This window comes from Bradyrhizobium sp. (assembly GCF_022844465.1).
In the GTDB taxonomy this organism is placed as follows: Bacteria; Pseudomonadota; Alphaproteobacteria; order Rhizobiales; family Xanthobacteraceae; genus Bradyrhizobium.
Genome location: NZ_JALHLP010000023.1, coordinates 19,946 through 34,992 on the forward strand (window position 1 = coordinate 19,946; position 15,047 = coordinate 34,992).

2 protein-coding genes are annotated in these 15,047 nt (G+C 62.0%); one reads left to right on the forward strand and one right to left on the reverse strand.

The features are described from left to right. The first annotated feature begins 228 nt into the window (after nt 1-228). A complete protein-coding gene (locus Q0D31_RS22230; protein WP_291856120.1) occupies nt 229-1,236 on the forward strand; it encodes a transglutaminase-like cysteine peptidase in 1,008 nt (335 codons plus the stop codon). An 88-nt stretch (nt 1,237-1,324) separates the two neighbouring features. Here Q0D31_RS22230 and Q0D31_RS22235 read toward each other — a convergent pair whose 3' ends face one another. Next, a complete protein-coding gene (locus Q0D31_RS22235) occupies nt 1,325-14,824 on the reverse strand; it encodes a DUF5801 repeats-in-toxin domain-containing protein (protein WP_291856122.1) in 13,500 nt (4,499 codons plus the stop codon). Between the last annotated feature and the right edge of the window lie 223 nt (nt 14,825-15,047).

Genomic DNA, 15,047 nt, shown 5'->3' on the forward strand with positions numbered 1-15,047 from the left:
CTTGAACGATCAGTAAGACCTGAAATTTACGACATTTCCGGCAGTTTTGAGACGATTTGGAATGGTCCGGAAAACCCGGAATTGACGGCCTTTTCCACATTTCCCCTGCGCGCGGTGCGGCTTAACTCCGCCTAAGCGGCGCTGGTCGCAGTCTCCGTCCCAATAACAGATTGGGGCGGCGGACCGACGCGAAAGACGTCGACTGACGCTCCCGACAAAGGGGACGTCATGACACCGCGCGTAACACTGCGGAGGTCTCGCTCGCTTGCATTGGCGACGGGGCTGGTACTCTCGCTGGGCTTTTTCGCCACCTCGGGCTCGTCCACCGCCGAAGACAGGATTGCTGCGGATGCCGGCGGCAATTCGCCGGGCTCCGATCATGCCCAGCCGCCTGCGACCTATTTCAGCATCAACGCCGTCCTGGCCAAGGTGGACGCGCAACGCGGCCGTGGCCCCGGCGCGGTACGGCTTGCCGCCATCAATCCCTCCAACACCGCAACGGATGCGGCGCCGGCGGTCAGGGAAGCGCCCGCGGCCGGCTCCGAGCCGTTCGGGCTGGTCACCTTTCGCGCGCCCGACGGCCTGCTCTGGCGCAAATGGCGCGGCATCGAAGCCGCGATGGCCAGGGAACAGGCGGTCATCGACCAGTGCCGCAGCGACGCCGCCAATTGCCCCGCCCATGCCGCGCAGTTCCTGCGGCTGGTAGGCGTGCTCGGTGAAAAATCCGGACGCGAGAAACTGGATGAGGCCAACCGCGGCGTCAACACCGCCATCCGCTATGTCAGCGACCAGGCCCAGCACGGCGAGACCGATCGCTGGACCGCGCCTCTGGCAACCTATGCCACGGCGAAAGGCGATTGCGAGGACTACGCGATCGCCAAATATGTCGCGCTGACCGCCGCCGGCTTTTCTCGCAACGACCTCCAACTGGTGCTGGTCCGCGACCGCGCCGTCCGCCAGGACCACGCCGTGCTTGCGGCCCGTCTCGACGGACGCTGGCTGATGCTGGACAACCGCTTCGCCAACCTGATGGAAGACGCTGACGCCGCGCGGTTCACGCCGCTGTTCGCCATTGATCACAACGGCGTGCATTTGTTCGCGACGCCCTATGCCAATAGCGGACGGCCGGCAGGTCAGGTCGAGGCGGCGCCGGCATTGGCAGGCGCTGAATGGAGTGGGAAAGACAATGCCAGTTACCGCGCCTCTCAGCTCGGCACCGCGTCGCTGCCGATGTGAAGTTGCGACGATAAAGTGATCGTCAGCGCCACGAAAAAGCCCGCCGGATGATTCCGGCGGGTTTTTCTCGCTTAGGTATTGCTGGGCGCTAGGACGCCGCCAGTTGCATGGCGAGAGCCGCCTGCTCGTGCATGATGGTGATTGCCGCCGGCACCGTCGCGCCGGCATCCGCCTCCAGCGCATGGGCCTCAAGGCCCTGCGGCGGTACCGGAGCTTGCTCCCCCTCACCGCCGGAGAGCGCGCTGAGGTCGACATTGCCGCTATCGAGATCGAAGTCTGCGACAATTTCTGCAGCCGCGGCTTCGGTGATCGGGGGCACGCCCAGCGAGGCATCGAGATCGACCTCGACGAAGATGCCGGTGGAGCCATCGGCGTATGTGAAGCTTCCGGTGCCTGCGATGGTCTGCCCATCAATGGGCGCGCCGCCCGAAGTCGTCGTCAGGCTGATGCTGGTGATGCCGAGATCACCAAGTTTGGTCAGCTCGCCCGTCTCGCTGACACCGTTATGGTTGGCATCCTGCCAGACCACGAGGTCGCCGAACGCCTGATCCTGGCTGTCGATGACGCCGTCGTGGTTGCCGTCGAGGCTGGTAAGCGCAGCGACGCCGTCGGCGTAGCGCCCGCCGTTGAAGGTCGGCGTGAACAGCTCGTTACCGCTGTCGATCACGCCGGAGCCGTTGACGTCGAGGGCGAGAATGCCGTCGCCGCCATTGGCGGTCCAGGCGACCTGGTCCGTTGCGCCATCGGCGTTGATGTCGAAGGTGACACCGTTCTCAAGGGAGCTGAAGGAAATGCCGTTATGGTCGAGATCGAGGACGATGGGGTCGGCGACAGAAGTGCCAACCACAGCGATCTCATCCGCGGTCGGTTCCGAAATGCTCGTGGCGTTCACGCCGACGAGGTCAATCAGCGCATCGGCATTGTTGCTCGATCCGTCATCCGTGCCTTGAATGTAGATGTAGGTATGGTTCACACCCCCAATTGTAGCTTCAAACGCAACCGCTGTACCGGTGGCGCCGATGTCGTTTGCCTGGAGATATTGAACAACCGCAGCCACATCGGCCAGCGTCGTCAAGCCAACGGCGGTACCAAAGCTTGCGCCGGCCCCACCCGGCGATGTGTCATCGAACGTTATGATTCCGCTGGAAATACTATGAGAAGCAACAGCAAAACCTGTGTTCAACAACAACGTTGAATTCGTCGTCGTGGTACCGACAGGCGTCGTATTCCCAGCGACGGCTACGTTGGGGAAGACAATCCTCTCGCTTGTCGCCGCCGTTGCGCCTGGTGCGAAATCGGTAATTACATCGTAGCCGGAGACAACGCCATTCGTTCCCGAGCCGGTGATCGACAACTGGCTATCCCCGGCGGCGAAACCAAAGTCATCAGTTCCGGCGCCGCCAACGAGTAGATCGGAGCCGGTACCGCCAGTCAGTGTGTCGGCAAAGTCATTTCCTAGGAGAATGTCATTGCCCGCGCCACCGCTCAGGCTGTCTCCGTCGGCCTCAGCCGCAATCAGGTCGTTACCCGAAGTGCCGCTGCGCGTACCACTGTCGTCCGTACTGATCGTATAGGTCCCGCCGCCGAGATTGTAACCCTTGAAGGTTGCGCCATCAAACGAGATGGTTTCCGCAGCGTTGCTGACATTGTTGTAGTGGTCGACGATACGGATCTGCTGTCCATTGACGCCAATGATCAGGTCACCATCGCTGTTGCCATTATCATTATCGAGACCGCTCAGCGACGTTAGCGTTGCGCTGTTCGAGTCAATGAAGATCGCATCACCCGAACTGGCCGCCCCGATTTCATTGATCGTATCAACGCCGTCGGTCAGCCCGAAGATGTAGGTATCGTTGCCGGCTCCGCCAACGAGAACGTCGTCATTCGCACCGCCGGCAATTGTGTCGGTGCCCGTATTGCCGATTATGTAGTCTTTACCTGCTCCGCCTGTCATCATCGATGCGGCAGTCTGAGCGTTGACGATGATCGAATCGCCGTTGGCGGCGGCATTTAACGAAGTTGTGTCCGTGGTGTTGTTGACGAAATTGACGGTTGTCGGAGGCGTGCTGCTTGCCGTCCCGTCGGTTGCGGTCATCGTGAACGAGCCGCCAAGTGATGAATCATCATCAATGGTGATTGTGCCGACGGTCCCAACGTTGGCGGCACCAATGTTGGTTCCGGCTGCCGACTGAAGGCTGCTTGCGGCTACCGTGACAGCGGCAATACCCAAGGTAGCGTTGTCTGTATCGGTAAAGTACGAAGAAAGGGCCGCTTCGGTGAACGTGACGGCACCGGGTCCCGTATTGCTGACCAATGTCAGGCCGGTGGAATTGAACACCGGCAGGTCGTTCACGGCGGTGACGGTCAAGTTGAAGGGCTGATTACCAGCCGCAGAAGCGTCTTCGTTGCCATCCTCAACATTGACCTGAAAAGAGGCTGCATTCGTTTCCGAGCCGTTGTGGATGAATTTCACCTGACCGGCGGCCAACTGTGTGCCAGTGAACGTATTTTGGATGACGCTGTTAACCTCAACTACGCCGTTTGTCAGCGACGAGGCTGTGAATGTCACTCCCGCTGTAACGTCGTCCAGATCCGTGAAATTCAGATCCGTGGTTGTGATGGTGTAGGTACCGCCTTCGGCAACGACAGCCGTTCGGTCGCCTGTAATGAGCGGCGCGTCGTTTGTGCCGGTGATGACGAAACTCAGCGGCTGCGTCGCCGTGGTCGTCGTCCCGTCGGAAACCTGGATCTGGTACGTAACGGTCAGCGTCTGACCGGCGGCGAGAAAATCCAGAGCCGCAGCCTCGGGATCCCAATTGTAGCTGATAGTCTGCGCGCCGCCGTTGGCCGTGATGGTACCGCCAATTGCGAGTTCGCCGTCCACCAGCGCAGCCGTCAACGCGTTGATCTGCGTGGTTGTCAGCACCGAGCTGAGCGCACCGCCGCTCCACACCAGCGTCGGAGTACCGTTGATCGATGCCGTCAGCGTATTTCCGACATCTGCGTCGGATACCGAGAACGTTCCGGTCATTGAGCTGATGTTCTGAGCCGCGGCATTGGCCGCCTCGGTGATTCCGGCCGTAGCCGCAATCGGCCCCAGCACCGGCGCATCATTCACCGCATTGACGGTGACGGCGGCCGTATCGGTGTTGCTCGAGAACGCCGATGTGCCGCCGTTGGTCGAGGTGTCGACCTTGGTGCCTGCGGTGCCGGTGCTCTCATCCCATGCCCGGAATGTGATGCCGTCCGTCACCGTGCCGTTGAAGTTGGCGGCCGGCTGGAAATAGAGCCGGGTGCTGCCGTCGGCCTCAAGCAGCAGCGCGCTGGCGTTGCTGACCGCGCCGACCGCCGTCCAGGCGCCGCCGTTGTTGGTCGAGTAGAACCAGGTGCCGTTCGTGCTGTTGGTGGCGGTAATGGCGATGCCGAGGCCCGGACCATCCGCATCCGTCACGTTGTCGAAGCCGCCGCCGCCGGTCAGATCGACCAGCGCGGAGACGAGCGTGCCGACTGCGCCTGACGGCGCCGGCACGTCTTCGGCAACGGCCGCCATGACCGGAGAATCCGTGGCGTCAAGAACAGGCGCGCCGTTCACGTTGTCGATGTTGATCGTCAGCGTGGAGGCTGCCGTGTCGCCATCGTTGTCCGTCAGGGTGTAGGTGAAGGGACGGCTGAAGTCGGCCACGATGCTGGTTGGCGGCGTATACTCATACGTACCGTCGTCGAGGTCGATGACGAAGCTTTCGCCGGCGCTGCCGGTGAACGTGATCGTCAGCTTGTTGGTTGTGCCCGCACCCGTCGTGGTGATCGCATCGGTCACGGGATCGTAAGTATAGGTCTTGCCGCCGATTTCGATCGACTTCACATAGCCGCCGTCGGCGCCGAACGAGGTCGGAATGAGGCCATCGATCACCGAACCGGTGATGGACGGAATGACCGTACCGACCAGCGTCGCCTGGAGCTGGTTGAGGTCGGTGACGATCAGGGCCTCCGTATCGGTGCCCGTGCCGCGACCGTCATAGGCAAGCGGATCGAGGTAGGTATCCGGCGCGGAAGCTCCAAGCCCGACCGCGAACGATACGATCTCGTTGGCGTTGACGAAGTTGAGCCAGCTGTCCAGCTCGGCGCCGGACACTTGACCTTCGATCGGACTCGGTTGCCCGTCCGAGATGAAGTAGGAGACGTTGCGTACGCCGGGCGACGTCAGCTTGCCCGGATCGTCGAACGCATCCGGCGCAAGCGCCGTTGCATCGTCGTAGTCCGTGCCGTCGTTCGCGGTCAGGCCGTTGATGTAGGTTTTTGCATCCGTCACGGACAGCCACACGCTGCCCTGCTTCTGCGCGCTGTCGTTGAACCGAATGATCTGGACTTTCACGTCGCCGGCGGCGTCGTATTGATCCAGCAGGTTGTTGGCAGCCGCCTTGAGCAAGTCGAGGCGCGTTGCAAAGCCGGTTACTCCGGAATCGAAACCCATGCTTCCCGAACGGTCGAGGATCAGCAGGATGTTGGTGTCCGATGACCCTTCGACCACGGTCCTGGGGATCGGCGCGGCGACGGGGATATCGTCATCGATGGTGATGGAAAGTGTGCCGGTAGCCGTGTCGGCGCTAGGCAGCGTTGCATCCCTGACCTGGTAGGTCAGGTTGACGGTCGCATCGTTCTCGTTGTTGCCGGGACTGTGAAGAACCGGCTTCAGCAGCGTGAAGACATAGTTGCCGGCACCGGTCGCATCCGAGCCGCCGTCCACGACAACGGTGAAGATCGCGCCACGCCCCACCGACGATGCGGTCAGCGTGTTGCTGCCAGCGTCCCAGCTATAATCGACCGTCTCGGTGCCGACCAGGCCCGACGTGCCATTCATCGGCAGGAAGTTGATCGGATCCGAAAGCGCCTTGCCGTCGGCTTTGTAGTCGTGCGGCAGGGTACCGCTGGCCGTGATGGGCTCCAGAACCAGGTCGTCGCCGAACGTGCTGCCGGCGATCCCATTCGGAAGGCCTTCGTCATCGACTGAACCCTGGGTGCTTCCGGCGGTCGGTAGCGTGTTGGCGTTGGTGATTTCGACCGCTTGTGTCGCCGTCGAACTGTCGCCGTCGCCATCGGTGATCCGGTAGGTAAAGTTTCCGGCCGTGTTGGAATTGCTCGCATTCACCAAGGGATCGAACGTCCAGGTGCCGTCAGCCATGAATGTGTACGTGCCATTGGCGTTCGACAGCGTCGTCGTCCCGCTGGCTTCGATCGCCTGGAATCCGCCGCCGAGTCCAAAGTCGACCGCCGTCACCGTCGCGCCGTCGGCACCTTGGCTGTCATTGGCAAGCAGATTGATTCCAGAGGTCGCCCCGTCGGTTTCGATCACCGACAGCGTAGCCCCGGCAACCGCGCTCGGCACGTCGTCGACGATGGTAACGCTGAAGCTGCCCTGGGTGGTGTCGGTGTCCTTGTCCGTCACCTCAAAGGTGACGCCGGTCAATACCGCATTGTTCTCGCTGTTGTCGCCCGCAACGCCGTCCAGCGCAGCGTGCTTCACCGGCTGCGACAGCATCGTCGAATAGGTGTAGCTCACCTCGCCGGTCGCGACGTCGGTCACGCTCGCCCCGGTGATGTGGATGCGGATCACTTCCGTGAGCCCGTCCTTGCCGACCAGATCGCCGGTGCCGACTTCCAGCGCGAACAGCACCGGATTGCCCGCCAGCGTCGTCAGCTGCGTGTCCAGCCCCGCGGTGTCGACCAGCTTGATCGACGCCGGCAAATCGACCGGCACGTCGTTGCCGAACGTCACCTTGGCCACGCCCGTCGTGTCCGTCAGGCTCTCGGTCGAGTCGGTCTCGTTCGAAGCTGCCGGCACCTCGTCCAGGTTGCGCGTCAGCACAAACCCGTCCTCGTCAACCACGAGGCCCGTCGTCGACACCACCGATGGCGTCGAATCCGCCGCCAGCGTGATCGACACCGTCGCCGACGAGCTGTCGCCGTCCTTGTCGGCGATGGTGTAGGTGAAGCTGTCAGAACCGGTCTGGCCCGCCGTCGGCGTGTAGGTGAAGGTGCCGTCGTTGTTGTAGGCCACCGTCCCCTTCGTCGGGTCGGTCGCCTTCACAATCCCCGTCACCAGGTCGACGCCGTCGGCGCCGAACACGTCATTGCCGACCACGCTGAAAGTGATCGCCGTGTCTTCCGCCGGCGTGACCGGACCGTCCGCAACCGCGCTCGGCACGTCGTCGACGATGGTGACGCTGAAGCTGCCCTGGGTGGTGTCGGTGTCCTTGTCCGTCACCTCGAAGGTGACGCCGGTCAATACCGCATTGTTCTCGCTGTTGTCGCCCGCAACGCCGTCCAGCGCAGCGTGCTTCACCGGCTGCGACAGCGTCGTCGAATAGGTGTAGCTCACCTCGCCGGTCGCGACGTCGGTCACGCTCGCCCCGGTGATGTGGATGCGGATCACTTCCGTGAGCCCGTCCTTGCCGACCAGGTCGCCGGTGGCCCCTTCCAGCGCGAACAGCACCGGATTGCCCGCCAGCGTCGTCAGCTGCGTGTCCAGCCCCGCGGTGTCGACCAGCTTGATCGACGCCAGCAGATCGACCGGCACGTCGTTGCCGAACGTCACCTTGGCCACGCCCGTCGTGTCCGTCAGGCTCTCGGTCGAGTCAGTCTCGTTCGAAGCCGCCGGTACCTCGTCCAGGTTGCGCGTCAGCACAAACCCGTCCTCGTCCACCGCAAGGCCCGTCGTCGACACCACCGAAGGCCCACTGTCGGAAATACTGATGGTCAGTTGCGCGGTCGAGAAATCGCCGTCGCCATCGGTCAGCGTGTACGTGAACACGTCGTTGCCGACCACTGGCGAACCGTCGAAGCGGGAGTAGGTGTAGTCGCCGTTCTCGTTGATGACGAGGGTACCGTACTGGCCGGTAACCTGGAAATTCTGCGAGCCGTCCGGGGTGGTGTCGGTCGTGACGCCGGCAACCTCGGTGATCTTTGCGCCGTCGGTGCCCTCGGTGTCGGCGCTGCCGTCGGTCGAATTGGCGTCGAAGCCAGCGGCTATATCCACGCCGGTGATGACGTTGCCGGTGGCGGTGAGAGCGGCGCCATTGGCGGAATCGAAATCGTTGACGGCGAGCGGGCCGTCATCCTGGAAGCGGATATTGAGGCCAGCCGGTGAGACGGCGATTGCCTGATCGCCGTCTGCGTCGGTGATGGTGCCGGTGACGTAAAGGAGGCCGCTGGTGATCGAAACGATATCGTCGTAGGCCGCCGCCGATGATCCATCCACATCATGCGCGATCGGCTGGAACTGCGCGATCCAGAGCTTACCGTCGCCATCGAGATGAAGTGCAAAGACCTTCTGCCCGGTCGCAAAATCGGTGCTGTCGACACCCCAGACGATGCTCGGATCGTTAGGATCGGAGAACAGATGGACGTCGTCATTGCCGACCGTGGTGTTGAGGCCGGAATCCTGGCCTGTGAACAGGCCGCCAATCGTCGAAGTCGATAGCTGATAACCAATGTTGGCCGGTTCGTCTGCGCCCGGCTGTGCCACGAACAACGCTGCAGCGGACCCAGACGATACCGCAAAGCCAGGGAATCCGGCCGCAAACGAAACAGCCGCAGTCACAATGGCGCCGGTTAGCGCAACAGGCGCGCTGGCAGGACTGACGTCGTTTTCCGGATTTGAGCCTGACTGAGGTGTAAAGCCGACGCTTTCGTCGTGCGTGACGGTCAGCGTGACCGGCTCGCAAACGATCGACGAGATGCCGCCAATGGCAAACGGTGACCCGCCCAGAGGAACGTCGTTGTCGTCGGCACCGGTGAAGGTTACCGGATCGCCAGACGGCGAGGTGTTGACGGTCACGCCGTCATAGTTCGACACCACAAGCCGGTCGAAGTCATCAGCCGTATTCACGGTCACCACTGCGCCGTCGTTCAGGCCGGAGACGACAACGCCGACAAGAGTCGCGCCCACATGGACAGGCGTCAGCAGGAAGGGATCGCCGCCGTTATTGGCGACGGTGACATCGGCTAACGTGATCGGCAGCAGGCTGTCGTTGTTGAAGTTCAGATCATCGTTAGCATCGAACACCTGAACGAAAACCGTCGCCGTATCTCCCGGATTGCCCTTGACCTGGGCGATCGTGAACGACGCGGCTTCGACATCGTAATGCCCGCCGTGACTCGTCGGGCCGATCTGAACCGCGTTGACGAAATCAATCCGGAGCAGCTCTGCCGGTATCGGCCCGTCTTGACCGTCTATGTGCTGATTGCCGACACCGATATCGCTCGCAGTGTTGACGTCGTTGTCGGGCGCGCCGTTGCCCTGAATGAAGCCTAGGGCAGTCAACAGCAAATCGCGGTCGTCCGTGCCGTTGATGCCTCGCTCCTCGACATTGCCGGCGATAACGCCGGTATAACTGACCGAGACTTCAGCGCATTCATCGGACGCAGCGATGATCGGCATGTCGTCATCGACACTGACAACGAAGCTCCCGGTAGCAGTGTCGCCGTCGGAATCCCCGGCGGTGTAATTGAAAGATAGCAGGATATCGTTCTCGTTCGCTCCGGGCGCGTGGTCAAGCTGGTCGCGCAGCGTGAAGGTATAGGAGCCCGATCCGTCGTCCGAGAGCGTGATTTCAAAAACCAACCGTTCGCCGGCGGTGTAACCAGCAGCGCCCGCGTTGACGTAGCCGACAAGGCGCGTGCCGTTATCGACGACCTGATAGCTGACGGCGTCGCCGTTCGAGGTGAGCGAAGCTACGCCACCAATCGTGACGAGGGCGTTCGTGAAAGTCAGGCTGCGGTCGCCGGTGCCGCTCGGTGCGTCCTGGATTCCGGCTAGATCTGTGGCGTCGTCATTGTTGTCGGCGCCCCACTGGATGCCGAGCGACTGGGTTACGGTTGGCGAATTGGTCGGCGCATCACCGATCTGCGTGCTGTTGCCGACGCCGACGGAATTGCCGAAGCTGTTGGCAAGGGTCAACCCGTCCTCGTCGACTGTCGCGACCTGAACGAGGCCGATATTGGCGAGATACGTGCCGTGATGGCCGTGCGTGCCTCCTTCCGGAACCGCAACAGCGCTGCTGTCGCCGATTTCGCGGAAGGCAAGCGTATTCGCACCGGCGACTGCGACAACCGAAAGATTGAAGGGCACCATCGAATCGACGGGCGGATTGATGGTCGCGACGACGACGCCGTTCCAGACCACTTCGAGCAGCGCGGTGCCAGTGACCGGCGTGCCGGCTTCGAACTGGATAACGTAGTCGCCGGCAGCCAGACCGCTGATCGTTTGCGCGATCGCGTTGTTGCCGGGGGAAGCCGCCATGTCGATCATGGGGTTTCCGTTCGACGTCGTCATGCCGAGATAGTTATTGCCGACGCGCTCGATCTGGCCACCCGTAACCGTCCAACCCTCAATGCCGTTGGTGTCGATGCCGCCGTGACCGTTTTCGCCCCATCCCCCCGGTATCGGGAAATCACCCTCGCCGTTGAAGGTGCCGCCGACAAAGTCGCCGTTGACCAGCAGATTTCCGCCGGAAGTTGTCACCGGCATGTCATCGTCGACGTCGATCGAGAACGAGCCGGTCGCCGTGTCGCCGTCAAAGTCGGTGGCGGTGAAGCTGAAGTTGAGGACGATGTTGTCCTCGGTGCCGGTCACCGGGTGATCGAGGTTGTCGAGCAGCGTGAAGGTGTACTGACCGGTGCTCGTATTGAAGGCCAGCGAGAAGACGTTGTCTCCGCCGACACCGCCTGCGCGACCGTACCAGATTCCGGAATCGAGGAACATCGAGACCAGGAGTCCGTCGGACGTCACAGCCGGAGTAAAGGTGACGCCCGAGATCGCGTTGTTCGTTGCAGGACCATCGGCGCCGAAGTTGATGCCGAAGCTGCCGCTGACGGCAACCACCGACGGATCGGCAAGGTTGTCACCCGCCGCGACGTCGCTGTTGCCGGGATGTCCTATACCAGTCAGATCGTCCTCGTCGACGGCCCTGTTCGTCGCACTGACAGCCTTCGGCATATCGTCATCGACATTGATCACGAACGAGCCCGAGGTCGAATCCCCGTCTGAATCCGTCGCTGTGTAGCCGAACGTCAGCGACAGGTTGTTCTCGACCTGGCCGGGTGCGTGATCGAGCTGACCCAGCAAGACGAAGCGGAAAGCGCCGGTCCCGTCGTCCGAGAGCGAAACTTCGAAGACTCTGCTGGACGCAGCCGGTTCGGTCGGCGGCACAACGCCCGCGCCAGTGTGGGCGATGAGGAACGTACCATCGGTCGAGACCCAGTAAGAGACCTGGGCCCCATGCGACGTGAGGCCGACCGGAGCAATTGCCCCGGCAAAAGTGACGCTGCGATCGCCCACTCCATCGGGAGTATCCTGGACGAAGCCGCCGAGCGTCCCGGTATGGCTATCCGCCGGACCCGAATCGACCGCATCAGTTCCCCAGATGATGCCGAGAGCACCGCTCGCAGTGGCTTCGTTGGCGGGTAGCGAGAGCGGGACGTCGTCCGTGATCTGGCCCTGGTCGTCGCCAGCCGCAAAGTCGTGGTTGCCGGCAGGCAGCCCGTCTTCGTCGACAACCGTGGCGCCAATCGATTGCAGGCTGACCTGATCGAGGTAGGCACCGAGTTCGTTCTGCTCGCCATCGCCAAAGCCGCGGAACGCCAGCGTGTCGCTACCCGTCCCGGTGACGGTGAGCGCGATCTGCTGCCATCCTGGGGTAGCCCCGTCGAGCGTGTGCACGACGGTTCCATTCCACAGCACCTGCATGCCGCTACTATCGCCCTCGCCGTCATTCCCGCGGGGCGAATAGTAGAAGGTCAGCTGGTAGGCTTGGCCGGAAACGGTCGCGATCGTCTGCTGAATGGTGGCGTGGGTGTTGGCGATGGGCACGCCGTTGCCGTTGCCTGGATCGTCGGCCGTATCGCCGTCGAGCTCGACCTTGATGGTGCCGTCGAACGGCGCCAGGCCGCCGATGTTGCCGCGCTGCAGTTCGAACGGCGTGCTGTCGCCGGCCTGCCACCCGGCAATCGAGCTGTAGAGGCCGAAATTGCCGTCAGCCAGCGGCACATTGGGTGTGATGTCTTCAAAGCTGCCGTTGAAGATCAGGTTCGGGCCCAGACCGGCGCTGACCGGCGGCACGATGGTCGGGATGTCGTCCTGAATGGTGATTTGGAACCTGCCGGGAGCAAGGCCGGTGATCGAGTCGCCATCGCCGTCGGTGGCGACGATGATCGACGAGAAGTCGATGCTCGGCGTCGAGTTCGTGCCGGACGCATTGGTTCGCAGATCGAAATTTTCGGCGTTCGGCGCGTCATCGACGTGATCGAGTTGCCCATCGAGGTCGAAATTCCAGCTGCCGTTGGCATTTACCGTCAGCGTGAACACGACCTGTCCGACGCTGTTCTTCGCCGTCAGCGCCGTGCCATCCGACGAATAAACCACAGGCTGACCGCCCGAATAGAGTGTCGGCAACAAGCCGAGTTGCGTCGTGGTGATGCTGAACCCACCATTGGCCGCAGGACCATCGGAGCCGAAGTCAACGAGCGGGCCCAGCGAGCCGGCCAAACCCAGGGCTTGGTCATCGGTGCTGCTATCGCCGGCCTGCTTGTTGCCGTCCTGCGTGTCGGGGTTGTTGTTGGTGCCCTCATTCGCAGCGGAAGGCAGAGTCATCCCGTCTTCTTCCACGGAACCGGTGACCGCGGTCTCGGAGGCCGTGGCAGCCAGCACCGGGCCATCATCCTGGAAGCTGATCTTGGAAGTCTCGTTGCCGGCGATCTCGATCGTCTCCGAGTCGGTCGCGGTGTCGTTGTCGCGGTCGGTGATCGTCGCCGTCAGCGTGATGCCGAGACTTCGGAATACGATCTCGCTCTCGCCCTCGTTGATGCTAAGCAGCGTGAGCGGGCTGTTCGAATCGAAATTGTTGCCGTCCTGGCCATGGTCGATCGCCATGTACTGGTCGACCACGAGCTGGCCGTCCGACAGGCTCAGGGGGTTGGCAAGGGTGATGCGGATCGCGATCGGATATAGGTTAGTATTGCCATTGCCGACCCGGCCGACGATCTCGGTGGCGCTGACCTGGAACAGATAGATCGTGGCGTCGTCATAGACGTCGTTGGGATCGGTCACCTCCAGCGAGGTGGCGACGCCGCCCGACGGGCCGGAGCCGCCCGTCAACGTAAAGCTGAACTGATAGGTGGTCGATTTCTCGCCGTCGGTTCCGGGATCCTTGACGACGCTGAACAGCGCCCCCAGTTCGCCCTGCCACGTCTTCAGTTCGCCGATCGGGTTGGTGCCGGTCGGGTCCGGCACCGTATTGCCAAGAACATCGTCGTCAGCACCGGCCGGAAAAACCCCCTGCGGATCATTACCGATGGATTCATCGAGCACCAGCGGACTGAGGAAGGCGTATCCATCTCCCTCATACTCATACTCATATTCATATTCATACTCATACTCATACTCATATTCATACTGCCTTAGCGAAACCTGGATCGCTGGACCGTCGTCGTCGAACGCGACACCGACCGCACTGCCGGACACCGCTGTCACGACATTGCCAATGCCATCCGTAACCACCTGCTGCACGAAAACAACGTCCGCGAGTTCGGTCTGGTCGTTTGCATCGAGCGCATTGCCGTGCTGAACGGCCGCGTATTGCGCGACGCTCAGCTTGAGCGTGACCGGATCGAGATAAAGTTCGAACGCGATCGCGCCGTTCGCGTCTGGTGACGCGCCGATGCCCTCGCGGGCGACGACGATATCGCCTTCGGTGAACAGGAAGATCGTGTTGCCGGTCGCGGTTGCCTGCAGTCCGGAATCGACGCCGGCGAACGCACTGCCCGACGACGTGGTGAGAAAATAGGCCACCGTTCCCGGGCCATTGCTGCCGAAATCGATCGTCGCGCTCGCGATTTGCGAGGCCGAACTCTCGGCCCATCCAATCAATCCGGTCTGCTGGAAAACCGCGGGCAACAGCGGATTGCTCTGGTCGTTGGCGGTGAGTTGAACGCCGAGCGTCTCGTCATGAATCAGCAATTCGCCCGAGAGCGTGAAACTCGCGACAGTCGCGCTCGCGCTGAATGGCACCCCCGCGAACGTTTCCGGCGTGAGCGCAAAATTACCGAGCGCCTCCGGCCCCAGCAGGTCCAGCGGGTCGCCGGTGTTGAGCGGATCGACGGAGCTGCTCCGGAAGTTTCCGCCGCTGCCTTGCGCGTTGCCGTTGCCGCCGCCCTCGCCGGCCGCCGGCAGCACCGACTGGTCTGTGGTGATCGGGAACAGGCTGGCGAACTCGTTCACCGTCACGGTGCGTCCCGGCGCCACTTCAATCGTCAGGTTGTTCAGGGAATCGTGTCGCGAATCGAAGATGGGCTCGACCGTCACCGTCGATTTGTTCTCGAACAGGATGATCAGCTTCTCGCCGACGCGGACCAGCGTGATCTTTTCGTTGGCGATCCCCGAGAAGTCGAGCTTCACCTTCTGGTCGTATCCGAGATTGACGACCACGGCCTGGTCGCCCATCGGCTTGGTCAGCCTGAATACCCTCGTCGGTGCGGCGTTATTGGCGGAGGTCGACGAGCCCGCGAGCTGGGCAACCTGGAACTGCGCGTTCATATCAATGCTCCGCCAAATGCTTGGTTTGATTCAATTCAAGATGGCTTGATTCGCGGTCGTTTGATTCAAGCTTGCAAAGATTATTCCGATCATTTGATACATTAGGCTATTGGTAACCGTATTGAGGGTCAACAAAATCAAGTGGTTAACCCTCGAATTTTGCCCTACTGTGGTAAACTCGGGACGGTTGCGGACCGCTTTGAAAACCGCTCTGAAATGAGGG

What these genes read in the sequence shown, in the direction of transcription:
- Q0D31_RS22230 (WP_291856120.1), top strand. Translation starts at nt 229, where the DNA reads ATGACACCGCGCGTAACACTGCGGAGGTCTCGCTCGCTTGCATTGGCG.
- Q0D31_RS22235 (WP_291856122.1), bottom strand. Translation starts at nt 14,824, where the DNA reads ATGAACGCGCAGTTCCAGGTTGCCCAGCTCGCGGGCTCGTCGACCTCC.